Here is a 19,377-nt window from a genome sequence, read left to right as displayed (position 1 = left end):
CCCGCTCCGAAAGATGTGCTGAATCTTTAAGCGGTTTCGTGAACTTACGCGGTATAGTGATATTCGTCAGGCACCCAGGCATAGGCCTCACCGCTGCGCGCTACATGGCCAAAGGACGGGAACGGGCAGTGGGGCGAGGCTACCAGCAGTTTGTCATGCGCCGCCATGTCCAACAGCTTGGCGCGGGTTTTCTTGCCGGTTTCGCCGTCCACGTCGAACACCAGGCCAGCTTCGGGGTGTTGGAACTGCACCGCTGCCACGCCACAGGCGTCGCCCCAGATAAGCAGTTCTTCACCACCAAAGCCGAAGTGATAGCCGGTCTGACCTGGAGTGTGGCCCGGCAGTTCCATCGCCGTCACGCCTGTGATAAGTTCGGGCGCGCCGGAGAAGATGTTGAGCCGCCCGTCATAAGCCGCCTGCACATCCAGCGCCGCCTGATACCAAGGCTTTGCGAAATCAGGGGCAGAGGTCAGGTTGGTTTCAGAGGCCCAGAATTCGATTTCCTTTTGTGCTACATGCACCTGAGCATTGGCGAAGGTTGCTCTGCCATCTGCAGTGATCAGCGCGCCGATGTGATCGGGGTGCATGTGGGTGATCAGGATATCGTCAATCTGATCAGCGGTGTGACCAGCGGCCGCAAGCATCTCCAGAAATTTGCCAGCAGTTGGGCCGAATAGGTCTGCTGAGCCGCTGTCGACAAGGATCAGGCGGTCGCCAGTATTCACCAGATAGGATGTGATGCCAATCCTGATATTGCCGTTGTCGGGCAGGAAGCTGTCGGAGATAGCCTGCTTTACACCGGTCTCGTCAATGCCGGTCCACAGGTTGTGGGCGATATCTAGGTAACCATCCAGCAACGCAGTGACTTCGGCATTGCCAACCTTGCGACGATAAAAGCCGGGGGCCTGTGTGCCCGCCAGCGGCGCCGTGGCGCCCACCCTGGTTGGCATCAGCGGGGTGGCGATCGCAGCAGAAGCGGCGACGGCAGCCCCAGTTAAAGCCTGACGGCGGGAAATAAGAGTCATGAGGTCTCTCCATGGTTTGGGTTGAGTGTATTGTGGGTCGTCTCTTTAGGTTATTCGGAAAGTAGTGCAGCCACGGCAGGGGCCAGCGCCCGCCCCAGTTTTTTGTGCGCGGCGACGGTAAGATGCACCCCGTCCGCCCCGTCGGCCCGGATCACGGATCCAGCATCAAAAACAGGAATACCGGTTTGTTGGGATTGGCGTGCATAGGCTTCTGCCAAGGCTTCTGATCCAGATTGCGCATCACCAAAGATATAGGCGAGCTGCCCCTGTTCAGGGCTGGTCAACGGCGGCGGGGCAACCATTAGAACCCGATCAACACCCCCGGTTTGCAGGATGCGTGCCAGAGAAAAGGCCGACCGCGCGATGGTCTCCTCATCCCGCTCCTGCCCAGCCTGCAGGTCATTGGTGCCCAGCATCACCACTGCCAGATTCAGTGGCAGGTGCTGGGCCACCAAATCTGGCAAAGGCGTGGCCACGGCATGGCCAATATTGTCCAACGGGCGCTCTGCCTTCAGATCTGTACGCCGCCCGATGCGGCCCTCCTCCACCACCACAACATCAGGAAGAGCCGCACCGAGCACCCGCCCCCAGCGCACGGTTTCTCCGTGTCTGGGACCAGATGCATTGGATCCCCAGGTATTACTATCCCCCAGCACCAGCACCCGCGTCTCTGCCCACCCGGACAAAGGCGCAACGCACAGCACCAAAACACACAGACAAACAGCGCGGATCATCGGATAGATCACAGAGGGGGTTCCTTTTGTTTTCATCATGATGATCAATTTAACCTCTGCCCCTCCCGCACTGAACAGGGCACTTTTTTGTAACCATGGGTTTCTTGGTCACGTTCGGGTGAGATCGGCGTTACAAGGGGCCTTCTCTTTGGACCCGTAGCCTTGAAATTGACCACGATCGTGTCACAAACGACCCCTCATCGGCATCTTTCAGAAAGCACCGTTTCAATGACTAGCACTGATCAAATTCGTCACCTGCTCAACGCCTATAGCTTTGCGTTGGATAATGGTGATCTGGACGGTTTCGCGGATCTGTTCGCACGGGGTGAATGGGTATTTGAGGGAGGCGTGCCACTCTCTGGGCGACACGAAGTCCGCGACAAACTGTTGTCCCGCGTCGTGTTGTTTTCTGACGGTTCGCCCCGCACCCGTCACCTGTCTACAAATGAGGACCTTCAGATAGATGAAGATATCGGAACCGCTCAATGTCGACGTTATGTCACGGTCATTCAGCAGACAGAAACTCTGCCATTGCAGATGATTTACTCCGGTGAGTACCTCGAGGAATTCGCCCGCGATGACAATGGAACTTGGTACTATGTACGCCTGTCGATCAGCCGCCCATTCTATGGCGATCTCCACCAGCACATCCGATCATCGCAAGCCTGAGCATTTACTCAGTTGCCGTTTCCACCAACCAATCAACGAACTGGCGGACCGCTCGTTTGCGCATCGCGGTAGGAGAGCACAGAACGCGGTAGTGATAACCAGGGAGTTGTGGGCCTTCGAGTTCGACAAACCCACCATCAAATTCAGCAGATCGCACAATAGTGCGACTGAGAAGGGCTGCGCCGTGGCCACGTTTTAGAGCGTCAAACGCCAGATTATAGGCGTCAAAACTCATTCTACGGAAACTGTCGCAATCTTCCATCCCGGCGGCCGCAAACCAGGCCTTCCAAGACGGCGCAATGAGAGATGAATTTTCCCATCTCACATCTATCAGACGTTTGCGGGTCAGAAATTCGATCCGCGCGGCCCGGTTGGGTGTCAGCAAATCGCGGCTGGCGGCAGCGACATAATATTCCTGATAAAGCGGGGTTTCGTCGTTGTCTTGTGCAGGCATCGCGCCATATCGCACTGCGACATCAATCTCACTACCGCTCATGTCCACAGCACTTTCGCTGGCGAAAATGTTGAGTGTTAGTTGCGGGAAGGCATCGTAAAACTCTCCCAATCTGGGTTGCAGCCAATAGCGCGCGAATTCCCGGGTGGTCGAAATCGTCACCGTGTTGGTGTCGATATTGCCATAGGTTTCGGCGAATGCCGCCGCCAGGCTGTCCATGCCGCGGGTGATATCCGGCAGCATCCGTGCACCCTGGTTGGTCAGCGATACGTTGCGCCCGGCGCGTTCAAACAACTTGATGTCCAGCAGGTTTTCCAGATGCCGGATCTGATGGCTGATCGCGGTGGGGGTGACTGACAGTTCTTCCGCCGCCTCAGAGATACTCTCCAGACGGGCCGCCGCCTCAAAGGCGCGGATGGCGTTCAGGGGGGGCAGTCGGCGTTTCATCTTGTCCTTTCATGACACGAACCGCGCGATCCGGCAAAGTCGAAATATTTGCATGAAAGGCTTTGGGGTCTTGATCCTAGGGCGCCCCGGGCCGTGCGTCGGCCCGGGGCAGTGGTATCAGTGGATGTCGGAATAGGTGATGGTCACGCTGTCCACATTCACCAGCTCCAGGAAATCCTTGTTCACCGGGTCAGCGACGAATTTTTCGAGCGCGACGCGACCTGCCTCTTCGCTTTCCCAATAGACGACTTCGATCCAGACGCCATCGGCCTGCAGCGCCACATAGCGATCGACAAAACCATCGTAGTTGGCGGTCAGGTTGGCATTCACCGTGCCCCCGGCGGCGGCTTCGGACATAGCATCAACGCTAACGCCGTCTTTCGCCTTAAAGGTCACGTATTCGATGGTTCCGGCTTTGCTCAGATCTGCGGCCATAGCTGCTGTCATTGTTCCGATGGCCAGGGTGGTCGCAAGTGCTGCGGTCTTCAGGCCTTTTGCAAGTTTCATCATGGATAACTCCTCCTGTTGCATGATGGGGGTGAGTGGTGGTAGATTGTGTGGGTCAGAGGCCGCGCACCTTGTCGGCGATCGCGCGGCCAAGTTTGGCGTGTTGGTCCTGGCTCATATGAAGGCCATCGACGCCCGCCGCATTGCCGGTGAGAGCCCCGGCGTCAAAGCTATCGAAGCCAGCAACGCCGGCGGCGGATTTCAGAGCGGCGCCGAGCGCTTCGGACTTGGCTTTGCCGCCTTCGAACATGGCCGCGAAATCCGGATGGGGCATGTCGTTGACTGGTGCGGGCGACACGACCAGCACCTGCGGCGCGTCATAGTGATAGGCGACCCCGCCGCCACAGCCCTGCGCCACCTGCGCCACTTCGATGATGGCGGCGGCGATATCTTCGGCGGACCGGTTGGTGTCGGCCTTAAGGTCATTGGTCCCTAGCGCGATGATCAGCAGATCTAACGGCATTTCCCGCGCAATCGCGGCGGGCAGAGTTTTCGCGCCGTTAAACATGTCGGCCTTGATGGCGTTCCAGTCCATGGCGTCGTCCAGATTGGTTGCGCGCACGGTCAGGCCGTCGACGGCTACGTCGTAATCGTCGCCCAGCTCTGCGGCCATGACACCCGCCCAGCGGTCTTCGTCGGCGTAGCGGGTCGACGGGAAGGCTTCTTCCACACCAACCCAGCCCCAGGTGTTGCTGTCGCCGTAGACAAGTATTTTTTTCTTGGCCATGACAGGCTCCTTCATTCGTTTCTCAGATGTTCATTGATCAGGTTTTGATGATGTGGCCATCCTCGGGATGCCAACTGGCGGTGATGCCAGCGCCAACTTCGATGTCCAGAGCCTGCATGTCGCGTTGTTGGAGTTGCACTGTGATTTGCGTACCAGAAGCTGTTTCCAGCCGCAGATTGACCAGTGCCCCCACAAATTCCTCGCCCATGACGCGGGCTGAAACTTCATTTTCAGCCCAGCCAGCCGCTGCAGTGACCGAGATCTGGTCTGCCCGTACGATCAGGCTAACCTTTTCACCTTCGTCCAGTTCAACCAGTTCCGAAGCCGCGCAATCGAAGGTGCCATCCGCTCCTTCCAGTACCAGCTCGCCCGATTTGCGACGTCGTGCCTTGCAGTCGAAAATCGACGACCCGCCCAAGAACCGCGCCACAAATGGTGTGGCCGGGCGCAGATAGATGTCTTCGGGGCTGCCGGCCTGTTCGATCCGGCCCTGGTTCATAATCACCACGGTGTCAGCCATTGAAAACGCCTCGGAGTGGCTGTGGGTGACATAGACGAAAGTGATGCCCAACTCGCGCTGAAGACGTTTCAGCTCTCCCTGCATCTGTACCGACAGATGCGCGTCCAGCGCCGACAGCGGTTCGTCCAGCAACAAAACAGACGGCTCCGTCACAAGACAACGCGCCAGCGCTACACGCTGGCGTTGCCCGCCAGACAGCTGGTCGACGCCGCGATTTGCGTAGCCTTCAAGCCCCAGCTTGCTTAGCCAGTCGAGCGCGCGGGTGCGCCGTTCGGCGCTGGCCACGCCATTCATCCGCAGGCCGAATTCGACGTTTTCGCGCACGGTGAGGAAAGGAAACAGCGCCAGCGACTGCCAGACCATGGGCATGTCGCGTTCCCAGATCGCCAGATCATTGATCCGCTGCCCTTCGCGCAGGATGTCGCCGCTGGTCACGTCCTCCAGCCCCGCCAGCATCCGCAGCAACGTGGATTTGCCACAGCCCGACGGCCCCATGATGGCGATGAATTTACCCTCTTCGATGTCCAGATCCAGCCGGTCGACCGCAACAGAGTCACCATAGGTCTTGTGGATGTTTTTAAGCGAGATATGCGCGTGCGACATGTGGTGGTCCCCTGGATTGGGCGCGACGGGACGCGCGGCTGTGATGTCTGTCAGAGTGTTCATGTTGGTTCTCCCGGTTCAGGCGCGCGCCAGACGGCGCAACACCAGAAACTGTGCGCCAAGGATGAGAGTGATCGAGGTGATGAAGGTGATGGAACCGATGGCGTTGATGCGCGGACTTACCGCCGATTGCAGAAAGCTGAGAATCCGGACCGAGCTTGTCTCCTCCAACCCGCCGACGAACCAGGTGACGGCGTATTCGTCGAAGCTGACGGCCATGCACAACAGGAAGGCGGCGAGGATCGAGGTCTTGGTGGACGGGATGATCACCTCGCGAAAGGCGCGCCAATTGCTGGCGCCCAGGTTTTGTGCAGCAAATTCCAGATCGCCGTCGATCTGGGAAAACCGCAACCGGATGATCGCCATGGCAAAGGGCGAGGTCAGGACGATATGGCTGACCACGATCGCCGGCAACGTGCCAGACAGGCCGATGCGCGACAGATAGGCTAGCATCGCAAGGCCAATGACAACCAGCGGGATCAACGGCGGCATTAGGGCAAAGACCAACACCAACTTCTTGCCGAAGAAGTCAAACCGATAATCCGCATAGGCCGCGGCGAACCCCATGGCGGTGGCGATCGGCGCCACGATCAGCGCGATCTTCACTGTGTTGGCAAAGGCGTCGATCACCAACGCATCAGCCAGGATCAACCGGTACCATTCCAGCGTGACGTCGCCCAGTGGGATGGTCGGAAAGCGGTCCGAGTTCAGCGAGAACACGAAATTTGTTAGGATCGGCGCATAGAGAAAGGTCAGCGCAAGACCCAGAAAAATCACGGTCAGGCGGCGGGTAAGCAGGGAAACACGCATGGCTCAGGCCCTCCGGTATGCATAAGAGATGGCGCCAAGCGCCGAGACCAGCAGCGTCGCGATCATCACCAGTGAGACCACGGCGGCGCGGGGCCATTGCTGGCCGGATTTCACGGTGTCAGCGATCAGGATGGACAGGGTCGTGAACTTGCCTCCACCAAGATAGGTTGCGGTGACAAAATCGCCAAAGCTGAAGATGAAGGCGAACAGCGCGCCCAGCACGATGCCTGGACGCACCGCCGGCAGCACCGTGGCAAAAAGCACCCGGCGCGGGCCACAGCCCAGGTTATAGGCGGCGTCGATCAGCGTTTTATCTAGCGACAACATGGAAATCGACTGGATCACGATCACCAGCGGCAGGGTCAGCGTCACCAGCCCGACCATCAGCGCTAGCGGTGTGTTCAACAGGCTGCCGCTGTCGATGCCGACGGCGGCCAGCGTCTTCATGATGATGCCGTTTTCAGTTAGATAGATCTGCCAGGAATAGATCCGCACCAGATACGAGGTGAAAAACGGCACCACGAACAGTCCCAGAACTACCATCCGCGCCTTGAGCCCAAGGAAGAAGCTGATCGCCAGCGCACAAGGCAGCGCAACTAGGCTCGCCAGAATTGCGGCGCTGATTGCAATCAGGGTGGTGCGCAAATATGCCGCCCAGAAGTAATTGGCACTCAACATCTTTTGCCAATTTTCCAGCTGAAAATCCGGCGTCAGCAGAAAATTCCGGACATCCCAAAAGCTAAGCCAGATTAGCAGGATCATCGGACCCAAAAAGAAACCGGCCAGCCAGAGTGGCAAAGGCAGGCTCCAAAGCCCGCTATACGCCAAGCGCGAAAGGCGCCGTGTGGAAATCGAAGTGGTCATGGTTTATTCCGTTTTACCCAGTGTTCCGGGCTGTTTGGCATCTGCGTTGGAAAAGCTTCCCACCACCCGGGGAGAAAGGGTGGCGGGGAGTCGAGCAGTCCTAAGCCCGCTGGCTCAGGCGCTCTTGTAGGCTGACCAAAAGTCATTCCAGTCTTCGAGTTCCTGTTGAACAGGCAGTTCGCGGATATGGATACGCTCTTTACGGATAAGGTCGATCGCATTTCCTTCGCCCTTGAACATGCCGAGATGACGTGCATCTTCTGGACGCTCCGAAATCATCTGTTCCCAAGCTGGCTTGGATGGCACGATGGCGGGGAACACATTCAGATTGGCCAAATTGAATTGACCCTTAGGACTGGAAACGTGCTGAATGAACTTTTTAGCGAGATCTGCCCGCTGAGATCCGCGCCCAATCGAAAAACTTTCGGTGAACTGAATACCACCCTGCTCAGGAATCGTTGTCGTGACGTTCGCACCATCTCGGCGCAGAACCCCAGTGATCCACTCGCCAATTCCCGGCATTACGGTCACTTCACCTGATTTCAGCGAGGAAAGAACGCCACCATAATCATAAAAGCCCCGCACCTGAGGCTTCAGGCTCAGTGTGCCGTTCATCAGCTGGCCCCAGGCCGCTTCAGAAATGTTGAAGGGTTGGCTATTCCCTTCCTTTAGGCTCAGAACGCCAAGATTGGGGAGATGCCAGTCAAAGTGGCCGACCTTGTCTTTGTGCTTTTCGTCCCACAGCATGTCATAGGACATAGCTTCTTTCACCGAAACCGCGTCGAGATTGTGTGAAATTCCTAGGAAGCCGAAACGGCTGATCACTGCATACAGCTGGTCGCCACTCCAATGGCCTGGAAATCGGTGAAACTCTGGAAAGAAGTCATCAAAGGCGTAGTCGTTTGGATCCAGCTCTTCGACAAATTTGGCGAAAACCAACTGCTGTACATATTCAGCATCCGCGTGGATCAGGTCATAAGTGCCCGGCGGGGATTGCGCCAAAAGGGCCAACATCTGTTCGCCACCCACATAATATTTCGGAGTGATCTTGACGTTATGCAGCTCTTCGAACTCGGCAACAGCATCGGGTTCTGCCTGACCATACCAGGCCAGCATGGTCATCTCAGTCGCCGTTTGTGCTCGGACGATCGACGGCATGGCAAGCGTTCCCGCAGCGATGGCGCCGGACTTCAGCAAGGCGCGTCTTGTGAGTGTAGTATTGGCCATTTTCGGTTCCTCCCTTGATGGATGAAGAGAGTATTCGGGCAAGCTGCCGCCCCAACAATCGAGCAGAATTCAGCAAGCCCCAAGTTTTTCTCAGCCTTTCAGAAGTGTGATTTTCTACCAGGAGCTGCATTGATCTCGGATGGCTTTCCAATAAGGAGTGAGCTGCACTCTAGTGTTGGCCTTGCGGGATGAATTTCATCCCATAGGGGCTATCACGAAACAGATCCGCCTCTTTCAGCAACCAGTCTTGAAAGACGCGCACCTTGGCCGATTGAGCTCGTTCCATCGGGCAGACCAGATAATAGCTTCGATCTTTCAGCACCCGGGGAATCGGGGCAGCGATGCGACCGCGCTCAATCTCGCGCGAAGCGGCGATGATACTGACCAAAGCCGCTGCGCGATTGTCCATCGCCGCCTCGATACACATGATCTCATCACTGAAACTGGCGATCGGACGGATCCCTGACCCGTCGATCCCGACCGAGGCGAACCAGGCCCGCCAATTCGGGTCGCCATCCCGAAACCCCAGCCATTCATATTCCACCAGATCGCTCGCCAGCAGGTCTTCGGCTGTGCGGATCTTTTTCTCCAGACGGCGCGAACAAATCGGGGTGACATAGTCGTCCAGCACCCATGCCGCATGTTCCGTAGGGTCCGGGCTATCGGTATAGCGGATCGACACATCCACGCTGAACCGCGCGAAATCCAACACCGTGTCTGATGCAATCACCTTGACCTCCAACTGAGGATAAAGCTGGCTGAACTTCGGTAAACGCGGGCTTAGCCAGCTCCAGGCAAAAGAGCGTGTGGTGGTGAGCACCAGTTCGCCCTCGACCTCGTCGGTGCTCAGCTGCGCAATGCCAAGGTTCAGGTTGCGAAAGGCATCGCTCACAAATGGGCGCAGTATTGCGCCCTCGGTCGTAAGCTTCAGCGATCGGGTCAAGCGGTGGAACAGCTGCGTGTCCAACTGCGTCTCCAGCGTTTTCAGTCGGTGGCTAATCGCGGTTGGGGTCAGCAACAGCTCTTCGGCCGCCAGTTTGATGCTCATATGGCGGGAGACGGCCTCGAACGCCTGCAGGCTGGTCAGGGGCGGCAATCGTTTCACGGGGTCGGTCCTCCGGTACAAAAAGCGTCGACCCCTCCGCTATCGGAGGGGTCCTTTGCTCCCGATCCTGTGATCAGCTTCGCCTTGCGCGCAAGACGTCCAACCCGGCCGCCACAATCAGAACAAGACCCGTTGTCATCAAACTCAACTCTGTTGGTACATTCATCAGAATCAGACCGTTGGCCAGCATGCCCAGCAACCAGACCCCCAGCACAACCCGCAACACTGATCCCTTGCCACCCGCAAACGGGATGCCGCCCAGCAGCACGGCGGTGAGAACACTCAGTTCCACCCCGATGCCCAGCGTGCCGGCGGGGGCAGAGTTGATGCGCGAAATGCTCATCAGCGCGGCGACGGCGACGAAGAACCCGGTCGCGGCATAAAGTCCGATGCCGATGGCCTTGACTCGAAGGCCCACCAGAAACGCGGCGCGCTGGTTGACACCCAGGGCGACGATCTGCGGCCCGATGGGCAGCAGCGCCATGACGCCAACCCCAAGGGCGATCACCGTCAGCATGATCCAGGTCAGGATCGGCAGGCCCAGCACCCGTTCATAGCCGATCACCAGAAACTCTTCGGGGAAGCCAAAGATAGGGTTGGGCGCAAGCCACTGCGCCAGACCCCGGATCAGGGTCAGCGTGCCAAGCGTCACGATGATCGGCGACATGCCCACCGCCGACACCAGCATTCCGTTGATCAGGCCCACGACTGTGCCAACCGCCAGTGTCAGCAGCACCGCGCCGGTGATCCCCAACGGTTCAAAACTCAGCCCCGCGACCACACCACACAGCGCAAGCGTGGATCCCACCGACAGGTCGATTTTGCCCGCCATCAGCAGCAGAGCAAAGGGGATCGAGATCGTCATCAGCGCAGATACCTGCACCGAAATCGCGATCCAGTTGTTGGCGGTCATAAAGACCGGCGCCTTAATGTAAAAGAACAGCGCCAGCAGTGCGATCGCCACGGGCAACGCAGCCGCCACGGCTAGTTCGAACCAATCGCGGTCCTGCTTGTCCCCCTTCGCGCGCCCACCCAGCGCGTCGCGTGTCAGTCCGGTATCCGTCATTGCACCATTTCCATCTGCGGGGCGTCGTCCGTGACCCCCTCTTGCGTTCCGTGTTCGGCCTTGTGGGCCAGTTCGATCAGCAGCTCTTCGTCATGGGGGTTGTCGATCAGGGCGACCTGCTGGCCTCGCCCCAACACCATCACCTTGTCGGCCAGATGGCAGATCTCGGTCGCGTCCGAGCTGGCGACGATGATCGTCGCGCCCTTGCGTTTGACGTCGGCCAACGCCTCGTAGAGTTCGTGCCGCGCGCCAATATCGACGCCCTGCGTGGGTTCATCGAGCAGCAGCAACTTTAACCCTGCCCCTTCAACCAGCCAGCGGCCCACCATAATCTTTTGCGCATTGCCGCCGCTGAACCGCTGCCCCTGCAGGCGCGGGTTCGGCGGCTGGATGTTGAGCCGCCGCGCCGCGCGTTCGAACTCAATCCCTTCGCGGCTGAAACTGCGCAGCATCCGGGGCATCGGAGAGCGGCCCAGATGCGGCACCAACAGGTTCTCCACCGCGGCAAAACTGGCAAACAGACTTTGTTCCTTGCGGTCGCTGGCGACCAGCGCGATCCCCTGATCCAGCGCTGCGCGGGGAGAGGCGAATTTACGCGCTTCGCCCTCGTACACCATCGCACCACCGCTTTGCGGTGCGGCGCCCGACAGGCATTCCAGCAGCTCAGTCCGCCCTGCCCCCATCAGGCCATAGATGCCCAGCACCTCACCGGGATGCAGCGCCACGTTGATGGGGCCGACAAAGGATGTCTCAAGCGCATCAAGCCGCAGCACCTCGGGTCCATCGGCTTGAAATGGGATCTTCTCCAGCCCTGTCACCAGCGCATCAGGAGAGATCGCGTCGGTCATATCGCCAATGCTCACCTCGCCCACGGGGCGGGTCCACAGGATGCGACCATCGCGCAGAATGGTGACGTCATCGGCGATCTTGGGGATCTCATCCAGGAAATGGGTGACATAGATCACACCGATCCCGTCATTGGCGACCGCCTGGCGGATCACCTCGTGCAGGGCTTTGGCCTCCTGGTCCGACAGCGAGGCCGTGGGTTCGTCCAGGATCAGAAATTTCGGCTTTAGCCGCAGGGCGCGGGCGATTTCCACCACCTTGCGCTCCCCGACCCCCAGCGATCCTAGATCGGTGCGCGGATCGATGTCATCGACCCCCAGTCGGTCCAACAGCGCGCGCGCCTGGTCGTTCTGGGCGCGGCGATCCACACGACCGCCGCACTGGATTTCGTGGCCAAGAAAGATATTCTCGGCCACACTCAACCCTTCAAAGACCTGAAAGTGCTGATAGATGATCGCCACCCCCTGGTCCTGAACCTGCCGGGGCCCAAGCCCCAGCAGTGATGCGTCCCCGACAAGGATGTCGCCGCTATCCGCATCCTGGGCGCCGCTCACACAGTTCAGCAGGGTGGATTTGCCTGCCCCATTGGCTCCGAGAAAGGCCAGAACCCGGCCTGCCTCTACCGCCAGATCCACCCCTTTGAGCACGGCGACCGGCCCATAGGATTTGCGCAGTTCATTCACCTCAAGACGCATTTTTTCGCTCCTTGTCGGGGATGCCATCAGTTGGCGTAGTTGGATAGCAGCTTGTCCAGCAGCGGTTGATCAGCCTTGCTGGCCAGAACCGTCGGCGTGTAGGCAAAGCTGGGTTCAACGTTGCGCACCGCGTTCAATGCCAGATCGACGATATTGGCGCCTAATTCGTTGATCAGGATCGCAGCTGATGCCCGATAGGCGCCGCCGTCATTCACCGCGCTCAACCCTTCGAGCGAGCCGTCCTGACCGCCTACGAACATCGTGTCTGGATTGGCGCCCGTCAGACGGATCGCACGCAGCGCGCCCACAGCGGCGTCGTCCGCCATGCCGATGATAATGTCGAGGCCCGGATGCTGCTGCATCACGGTTTCCGCTACGCGCAACCCATTGGTCTGGTCAGCGGCGTCCTGTTCGGACACAACCGTGATGCCGTTTTCGGCAAAGATCCGGGTGACTTCGGTCCAGCGCGGGCTAAGCGAAGGCAGCGGCGTCAGTGTGGTTACCAGCGCCTTGGCGTTAGTGACGTCATTGGCCTTGGCCCAGTCTACGGCGGCCTGTGCAATGATCTGGCCAGATTGTGCGTGGTCAAAGCCGACAAAGCCGTCCGACCCGTCCATTTTACCCAGATAGGTCAACCACTTGACCCCCTGCGCCTGGGCCTGGCGCTGCAGCGGCTGCAAAGCTGTAGGTTCGACCGGCAGCACGACAATGGCATCCACGCCTAGGGTAATCCAACCCTGGATTGCGTTTATCTGCTGTTCCAGATTGTTGGCCTGGGTGTTGTCATGCAGCACGGTCACGCAGCCTAGCTGGGCGGCGCGCTCATCCGCGAACCGTCGCACCTGCTTGACGATGGCGACCTCGGACACCGAATGGCTGTAGGCAACCTGATAGGTCTTGCCATCGGCGCAGGTATCCGATGCAGCAGCGCGAATCTGATCGATAGTCACGTCCTTGATGTCGGCGGCTTGCGCGCCCGCTCCTATGGCCATCGCCATGGTCAGCGCCAGTGATTTGGTAAGTTTCTTCATGGGTTCATCCCTGTTGATCTGTTGGAAGAGGTCCGCGTTTTCGCGGTTAGTATGGGTGGGTAGGGGCTACCGCAGAGGCAGCCCCTACCGGGTCATCAGAATTCAAAGACGTTGGAGTATTTCACCGACAGCGAATCCCCATCGACCAACGCAAGGAAACCTTTGGTGCGCGGATCTTCGACAAAGCGGGGCAGCGCGGCTTCGGCGGTTTCCAGCGAGGTCCAGTAGACAACCTCGACCCAGGACCCATCGGTGTTGCGCGCCAAATGGCGGGCAACAAATCCGTCGTAACCTTCCAGTACCTCGTCCATAGCCAGGGTTTCACGCAGGAATTCATCCGAGTTTGAACCATCAACCAGGTTGAACTCCAGATATTCAACGATCACTGCGTCGGTAATCGGGCGTTCATCAGCAAAGCTAGAGGTTGCAGCACCAACGAGCAAAGCCGCTGAGAGTGCAAGAGTTTTCAAGGTGGATTTCATCGTTTTTCTCCTGTTGGATTGGAAATAGGTGACCGGCGCCCAGCAACGCTGGGCGGGCAAGGCGCCGATTGGGGAGGTTCAATTGTGTTAGAGTGAGATGCGGTCGTAATGCTGCACCCATGGGCGCAAACGCTCGAAGGCAGCCGCCGCCGCCAGAACATCACCATCAGCCTGACGGCGCCCCGCTATATGCAGACCAACCGGCAAGCCTGATGCGCCCAAGCCCGCAGGTACCGATACCGAAGGATGACCAGTAAAATTGGTCAGGAAAGTTGGACACCAACCGATCAGTGGATCGATAGCAACACCATTGATCTCGCTGGGGCCTTTGGTATTTCCGTCCGTGGCGTTCTTGACCGGCATTGCCGTCACTGTCGGCGACACGATCAGATCGTATTTGGAGAAAGTCGCCTGATAGGCGTCGAACACTTCGGAACGCACCGACAGATCTCGATAGAGATCATCGGCGCTGTAATCCGGGCCTACACGTTCAACCCAGTCCAGCAGATCAGGGGCGAGGCCATGACGGTGTTCGTCAGACAGCAGATCCAGACCACTCTCTTTGATCGCGGCAAAGCTGTGGCGCATGATCGGCACGAACAGGCGACACCAGATATCGCTGTATTCGCGCTGATCCCGGGTCAGGCCGATCTTGATCTCTTCAACCTCGGCGCCTGCCTGTTCGAAGACTTTCACTGCATCGGCCACGACATCAGTAATCTCGCCTTCAACTGGAAAAACATCGAGGTTCGGGCTGAAACCGATCTTCATCCCCTTAACTCCGCGCAGGCCGGCATCCGCGAAGTCATTGAGCATGTTGTGACAGTTTGGATCGCCCGGATGTGCACCCTGCAGAACCCCAAGGCTGACAATGGCATCCTCAACAGTGCGAGTAATGGTGCCTTCAAAGATATAGGGCAGTGTATTGGCAAAAGCATTGGGCCGTACCAGTAGGGGCGTACGCCCGGCCGAGGCGCGATAGCCAACCGTGTTGGTCCAAGCCGCCGGGATACGGATAGACCCGCCGCCATCGGTGCCTTCGGCCACTGGCAACATGCCAGAAGCCACAGCCGCTGCCGATCCGCCCGATGACCCACCGGCATTGCGCGTGGGGTCAAACGGGTTGCCGGTCGGACCAAAGGCTGCGTTGTCGGTGGTGCCGCGATAGCCCATGGCGGGGCTGTTGGTTTTGCCGACAAAGATCGCGCCAGCAGCCTCCATGCTTTCTACAAAGCCGCATTTCATGTCGGCGATGTTTTCCTTTAGCTGCGGGATGCCGCCAAGGGTACTGGGCCAGCCGGGCTTGAAATCAAACAGATCCTTCATCGCTGTTGGCACGCCATGCAGCGGTCCCAGCGCATCGCCGCGCGCCACGGCCTGGTCTGCTTTTTTTGCCTCTCCCAGCGCCTCGTCAAAGGCGGTGAACACAAAGGCGTTCAGTTTGGGGTCCGCCGCCTCGATCCGTTTGATTGCGGCTTGCATCACCTCGGTCGCAGAGACCCGGCGTTCGCGGATGGCAAGCGCGGTTTCGGTGGCGCTGAGTCGGGCTAGATCAGTCACGGTACATACTTTCCTGTTGGGTCAATGGCGCCCGGTCTGGCGGGACGCTCGGTTCTAACCACAGGATCGCCGTCTGCCGGATTCCAGCAACTGAGAAAAGCTCAGCCCACGCGTGAAGATGGCGCTGTGTTGGAAAACGGTTTTTAGTACATATAGTTATAGGAAAACTGCCCCTTCCGCTTCACGAAACAGCGAGGGGGCTTTGTCCTTCCGGCCCCGGCCCATAAACTGGCCCGGACCCTCAGCCCATGCGAAAGGCCGCCCCATGACCCGACATGAAGACTTCCAGACCGGCAACGTCTTTGCCGCGACCTGCCCCTCTCGTCTGTTCCTGTCGCGGATCTCGAATAAATGGGCGCTGCTGACTGTGGATGTTCTGGGTGAGCGCCCACTGCGGGCAACCGAGCTGCGCAACCGGATGGAAGGGATATCGAAAAAGGTGATGGGCGACGTTCTCGGCGATCTGCAGGATCTTGGCCTGGTTGAACGCGCCGAATACCGCAAGTTCCCACCGCACGTGGAATACGGGTTGACCCCAAAGGGCTATTCCCTGCGCGAAGTCGTGGCCCAGCTGGACCGCTGGGTCGAACGCAATTACGGCTGACCCCGGTCAGGGGATCAGCCGTCTGATTTCATACCGGCGTGAACTCAGCCGCGCTTGCGGAACAACCCGGCCATGCCATGCGGCAGAAAAATCACCGTCAGCACCACGGCCATGCCCAGCAGCAACAAGCGATAGTCGTCGAAACTGCGCAACAGCTCGTTCCCGATCACCACGATGAACACCCCCAGCACCGCACCGGGAAACCGACCCATGCCCCCTATGGCCAGCATCACCATCGCCATCAGAAAGAATTCGGTCCCCAACACCCTTGGCGTCACCACGCCAGTGTAATGGGCATACACCCCGCCCGCCACGGCGGTGAACACTGCAGAGGCGACAAACGCCAACAGTTTGTATCGATATTCATTCACGCCGATGGCCTGCGCGAACGTGTCGGCGTCCCGCATCGCAATGAACGCAAGCCCCATCCGTCCGCGCAGGATCACGAAATAGATCAGGTAGACGCAGACAGCCCCGATCGTCAGTGACACCCAGTACCATGTCAGCTTGTCAATCGGCGACACCTGATAGCCAAAGAGGTTCAGCCAGGGGATGCCAAGCAGCCCGGTATTGCCGCCCATGCCAATGGCCCTGCCCTGCTGGATCAACGGCGGCAACGCCAGATGCACGGCGAATGTGAACAGCGCCACATATTCGCCCTTTAGCCGCAGACTCGGCATTGCAATCACCACCCCAATCACCGCGCCTATGCCAGCCGCCGCCAGAATGGCCAGCAGCGGAGTCAGCCCGGCATAGATCGACAACATCCCCGATCCGTAGGCGCCGAATGTAAAGAACACCAACTGCGCGTAGTTAAAGACCCCCGCGTACCCCAGGATCAGGTCCCAGCTGGCGATCACCACGCACCAGATGAACACCAGGATAAAGATATGGCGGATATAGCTGTCTCCGATCAGCCCGCCGACAAGGGCCAGCGCGGCGATCACCAACCAGTAGACCAGTGATTGCTGTTTCAGTCCGACACCGGTGAAGACCGACGCGATCAGCGGAGTTGCGGATTTGGATTTGGATTTGCCTAATGACATCTCAGTTCTCCCACACGCCGAACAGGCCTTTGGGGCGGATCATCAGCACGATGATCAGCATCAGCAGCCAGGCCGGCATGGCCCAGCTTGGGCCGATATAGAAAATGACGAAGGCCTCGAGCACTGCGAGGATGAAGGCCGCAACAAAGGCGCCTTTGGTGCTGCCCAGACCACCCAGAACCACGATGACAAACGCCTTGAGGAAGGGCCCCCACCCCCCTAGCGGCGACACAAGAAACACCGGCGCCAGCAGGATGCCTGCGATGCCGGTCAGCACCACCGACAGGGCGAATGTCAGGCCAAAGATCTGATTGACGTTGATCCCCACCTGGTTGGCGCCCTGCATGTCCTGACTGACCGCACGTACAGCCTGACCATAGCGGGTCGAGGACAGGAAGAATTCAAGCGCGCCGACCAACGCCAGCGAGATCACAAAGATCGACAGCTTGTACCAAGTAATGGTAATGCCGCCGACGCTCAGCGTGCCTTCGACAAAGGGGGCGATGGTTCGAGTGCCGGGGCCGAACACCAGTTGCAGCCCGTTTTCGATGATAAAGGCGAGACCAAGCGTGACCATGATCGTGTTGATCTTCCAGTTTTCGGATCCGCGCAGGGGGCGGATGATGGCGCGTTCGATCCCGATGCCGGTCAGCGCCAGCACCGGCAGCACCAGCAAAACCGCCAGCCACAGCGGTAGGCCGGGACCGTCCGCCACCAGATACCAGGCCAGGAACCCGCCCAGCGAGTAAAGCGAGCCATGGGCAAAGTTCAAAATGCGCGACGCGCCATAGACCAGCGACAGCCCCACCGCGACCACGCAGTAGACGGCGCCCTGGGTGATGCCGCTGATCAGGATTTCCAGGATCTGGGTCATAGGACCTCCTGCATGTTGTCGGTGTCGGTTTCGCGCAGCACGCCTTCTTCGATGGAATAGACCCGGTCGATCATACCGTTGAGCAGCGCCAGACTCTGTTCAACGATCAGCACCGTTAGCCCGTCCTTGTTCAGCTGCGACACAGTCTGCAGCATGGTTTCGGTCAGGTTCGGAGCGAGACCTAGCGAGGGTTCGTCAATCGCCAGCAAGGTCGGATCAGACATCAGCCCGCGCCCCAGCGCGACCATCTGCGCCTCGCCCCCGGACAGCGACCGGCACAGCTGATTGCGTCGCTCTGCCAAACGCGGATAAAGCGAAAACACCCGGTTGAGATTATGTTTCTCCGCCGCGCGTGCGGCGGGCAGATAGGCCCCAAGCAGCAGGTTTTCGAGCACTGTCATATCGGGAAATAGGCGGCGATCTTCGGCCACGTAGACCAACCCCTGCCCCACCAGTTGCGGCGCCTTCAGGCCTGCCGTATCCCCGCCGCCAAACCGAATTACTCCGGATTTGACCGGCGTCAGCCCGCAAATCGCCTTTAACAGCGTGCTCTTGCCGTGACCATTGGCGCCTACGACGGCAACCAACTCCCCCTTGTTCACAGACAGCGAGGCGTCATGCAGCACGTGAAAATCGCCGTAAAGGGCGTTGATCCCTTCGACCTCAAGCATCGTGTTTCTTTCCCAGATAGATCTCGACCACATGGTCATCGTTCAGCACCACCTGCGGGGTGTCGAGCATGACAAATTCGCCAAAGTTGATGATCAGTACCCTGTCGGCGATTTCGGCCAGCGCGCGGGTCTTATGTTCAACCATGACGATGGTGATCCCCAGCTCTTCGCGCACGTGACGGATGACCTGCAGGAACTCCACGATCTCCTCGGCGTTCAGCCCGCCAAGGGGTTCGTCCATGAAAATGATCTCGGGCCCCGTCGCTAGCGCCGCGCCCAGCATGATCCGTTTGCGGGTCAACAGGTCGGCCAGTGCGGCGTCCAATTCCAGGCTGCTTTCCAGCTGGGTCAGGAACAGTATCTCGTCCATCGAAATTCCGGTGGGTTCTCCCCGCGCCTCGGCTCCGAAAATCTGCCCCGCCAGCAGGTTTTCCCCTACTGTGAGCGAAGACAGCAACGTGGGGATCTGGAACGTCTGCGCAATCCCCAACCCACAGCGCGCGTGGCGTTTGAAGCGTGTCACGTCGCAACCGTTGAAAATTACCTGCCCGGAGCTGGCACGCAGCCCCCCGGTGCAGACATTCATCAGTGTCGATTTTCCGGCACCGTTCGGCCCCGCCACGCCCAGGATCTCTCCCCGGTCGATATGAAAGGACATGTCCGTCAGCGCCCGGAACGGTCCGAACTGCATGGTGACATTTTCCAGAGACATTTGCGTCATTGGTGGACGCTCCTCATGCTGTCAGTTGG

Annotated in this window: 21 protein-coding genes; 2 read left to right on the top strand and 19 right to left on the bottom strand. The window is 58.9% G+C overall.

From position 1 onward, the window contains the following. Positions 1–44 precede the first annotated feature (44 nt). Together ED661_RS02500 and ED661_RS02495 are read right to left on the bottom strand one after the other, a co-directional pair. Positions 45–1,025 (bottom strand): MBL fold metallo-hydrolase, encoded by a 981-nt coding sequence (locus tag ED661_RS02500; RefSeq protein WP_254054747.1) that lies wholly within the window; start codon positions 1,023–1,025, stop codon positions 45–47. Positions 1,026–1,075: 50 nt separating this feature from the next. After that, the gene (locus tag ED661_RS02495; RefSeq protein ID WP_162930012.1) at positions 1,076–1,798 is read right to left on the bottom strand and encodes a GDSL-type esterase/lipase family protein; all 723 of its coding nucleotides are present in this window, start codon (positions 1,796–1,798) and stop codon (positions 1,076–1,078) included. 189 nt (positions 1,799–1,987) lie between these two features. On the opposite strand from ED661_RS02495, the gene ED661_RS02490 reads away from it, so the two are divergent. Then, positions 1,988–2,428 (top strand): nuclear transport factor 2 family protein, encoded by a 441-nt coding sequence (locus ED661_RS02490; RefSeq protein ID WP_122072380.1) that lies wholly within the window; start codon positions 1,988–1,990, stop codon positions 2,426–2,428. Positions 2,429–2,432: 4 nt separating this feature from the next. Here the strand turns inward: ED661_RS02490 and ED661_RS02485 are convergent, their stop codons facing one another. From ED661_RS02485 to ED661_RS02425, 13 genes are all read right to left on the bottom strand, one after another. Then, complete coding sequence (locus ED661_RS02485) at positions 2,433–3,329, bottom strand: LysR substrate-binding domain-containing protein (protein ID WP_122072379.1); 897 nt, start codon at positions 3,327–3,329, stop codon at positions 2,433–2,435. A 117-nt stretch (positions 3,330–3,446) separates the two neighbouring features. Further along, positions 3,447–3,839 carry a hypothetical protein gene (locus tag ED661_RS02480; RefSeq protein WP_122072378.1) on the bottom strand — a complete coding sequence of 131 codons (393 nt, stop codon included), beginning with the start codon at positions 3,837–3,839 and terminating at the stop codon, positions 3,447–3,449. Between the two features lie 52 nt (positions 3,840–3,891). Continuing rightward, a complete protein-coding gene (locus ED661_RS02475) occupies positions 3,892–4,563 on the bottom strand; it encodes a GDSL-type esterase/lipase family protein (protein WP_162930011.1) in 672 nt (223 codons plus the stop codon). 37 nt (positions 4,564–4,600) lie between these two features. Next, positions 4,601–5,686 (bottom strand): ABC transporter ATP-binding protein, encoded by a 1,086-nt coding sequence (locus ED661_RS02470; RefSeq protein WP_122072457.1) that lies wholly within the window; start codon positions 5,684–5,686, stop codon positions 4,601–4,603. A 78-nt stretch (positions 5,687–5,764) separates the two neighbouring features. Beyond that, positions 5,765–6,556, bottom strand: coding sequence for an ABC transporter permease (locus ED661_RS02465; RefSeq protein WP_122072376.1), 792 nt, complete (start codon positions 6,554–6,556; stop codon positions 5,765–5,767). 3 nt (positions 6,557–6,559) lie between these two features. After that, positions 6,560–7,420, bottom strand: a complete 861-nt coding sequence (locus ED661_RS02460) for an ABC transporter permease (protein ID WP_122072375.1) — start codon at positions 7,418–7,420, stop codon at positions 6,560–6,562. Between the two features lie 114 nt (positions 7,421–7,534). Next, positions 7,535–8,647, bottom strand: a complete 1,113-nt coding sequence (locus ED661_RS02455; RefSeq protein ID WP_122072374.1) for an extracellular solute-binding protein — start codon at positions 8,645–8,647, stop codon at positions 7,535–7,537. 169 nt (positions 8,648–8,816) lie between these two features. Then, on the bottom strand, positions 8,817–9,752 hold the full coding sequence (locus tag ED661_RS02450) for a LysR substrate-binding domain-containing protein (protein WP_122072373.1): 936 nt from the start codon (positions 9,750–9,752) through the stop codon (positions 8,817–8,819). Positions 9,753–9,825: 73 nt separating this feature from the next. Further along, positions 9,826–10,818 (bottom strand): ABC transporter permease, encoded by a 993-nt coding sequence (locus ED661_RS02445; protein ID WP_122072372.1) that lies wholly within the window; start codon positions 10,816–10,818, stop codon positions 9,826–9,828. After that, positions 10,815–12,359: a sugar ABC transporter ATP-binding protein gene (locus tag ED661_RS02440; RefSeq protein ID WP_162930010.1), complete on the bottom strand. Its 1,545-nt coding sequence runs from the start codon at positions 12,357–12,359 to the stop codon at positions 10,815–10,817. Before ED661_RS02440 ends, ED661_RS02445 begins: the two co-directional genes overlap by 4 nt. A 26-nt stretch (positions 12,360–12,385) precedes the next feature. Next, a complete protein-coding gene (locus ED661_RS02435; RefSeq protein ID WP_122072370.1) occupies positions 12,386–13,390 on the bottom strand; it encodes a sugar ABC transporter substrate-binding protein in 1,005 nt (334 codons plus the stop codon). Positions 13,391–13,485: 95 nt separating this feature from the next. Then, on the bottom strand, positions 13,486–13,872 hold the full coding sequence (locus tag ED661_RS02430; protein ID WP_122072369.1) for a hypothetical protein: 387 nt from the start codon (positions 13,870–13,872) through the stop codon (positions 13,486–13,488). Positions 13,873–13,959: 87 nt separating this feature from the next. After that, positions 13,960–15,432, bottom strand: coding sequence for an amidase (locus ED661_RS02425; RefSeq protein WP_122072368.1), 1,473 nt, complete (start codon positions 15,430–15,432; stop codon positions 13,960–13,962). A gap of 265 nt (positions 15,433–15,697) precedes the next feature. On the opposite strand from ED661_RS02425, the gene ED661_RS02420 reads away from it, so the two are divergent. Next, positions 15,698–16,036, top strand: coding sequence for a helix-turn-helix domain-containing protein (locus tag ED661_RS02420; RefSeq protein WP_122072367.1), 339 nt, complete (start codon positions 15,698–15,700; stop codon positions 16,034–16,036). Between the two features lie 44 nt (positions 16,037–16,080). Here the strand turns inward: ED661_RS02420 and ED661_RS02415 are convergent, their stop codons facing one another. Genes ED661_RS02415 through ED661_RS02400 form a run of 4 tightly spaced genes read right to left on the bottom strand, consistent with a single transcriptional unit; the run spans position 16,081 to position 19,348 of the window. Continuing rightward, positions 16,081–17,082 (bottom strand): branched-chain amino acid ABC transporter permease, encoded by a 1,002-nt coding sequence (locus tag ED661_RS02415; protein WP_122072366.1) that lies wholly within the window; start codon positions 17,080–17,082, stop codon positions 16,081–16,083. 1 nt (position 17,083) lies between these two features. Further along, the gene (locus tag ED661_RS02410; protein ID WP_122072365.1) at positions 17,084–17,956 is read right to left on the bottom strand and encodes a branched-chain amino acid ABC transporter permease; all 873 of its coding nucleotides are present in this window, start codon (positions 17,954–17,956) and stop codon (positions 17,084–17,086) included. Further along, the gene (locus ED661_RS02405) at positions 17,953–18,627 is read right to left on the bottom strand and encodes an ABC transporter ATP-binding protein (RefSeq protein WP_122072364.1); all 675 of its coding nucleotides are present in this window, start codon (positions 18,625–18,627) and stop codon (positions 17,953–17,955) included. The genes ED661_RS02410 and ED661_RS02405 overlap by 4 nt, the downstream gene beginning before the upstream one ends. After that, entirely contained in the window at positions 18,620–19,348 is a 729-nt protein-coding gene (locus ED661_RS02400) for an ABC transporter ATP-binding protein (protein WP_122072363.1), read from the bottom strand. The genes ED661_RS02405 and ED661_RS02400 overlap by 8 nt, the downstream gene beginning before the upstream one ends. Positions 19,349–19,377 lie beyond the last annotated feature (29 nt).

The sequence above is a fragment of the Pseudophaeobacter sp. EL27 genome (genome assembly GCF_900313025.1).
Classification (GTDB): Bacteria; Pseudomonadota; Alphaproteobacteria; order Rhodobacterales; family Rhodobacteraceae; genus Pseudophaeobacter.
Note: the sequence above shows the minus strand (reverse complement) of the source record. Positions and strands in the feature narration are given on the sequence as shown.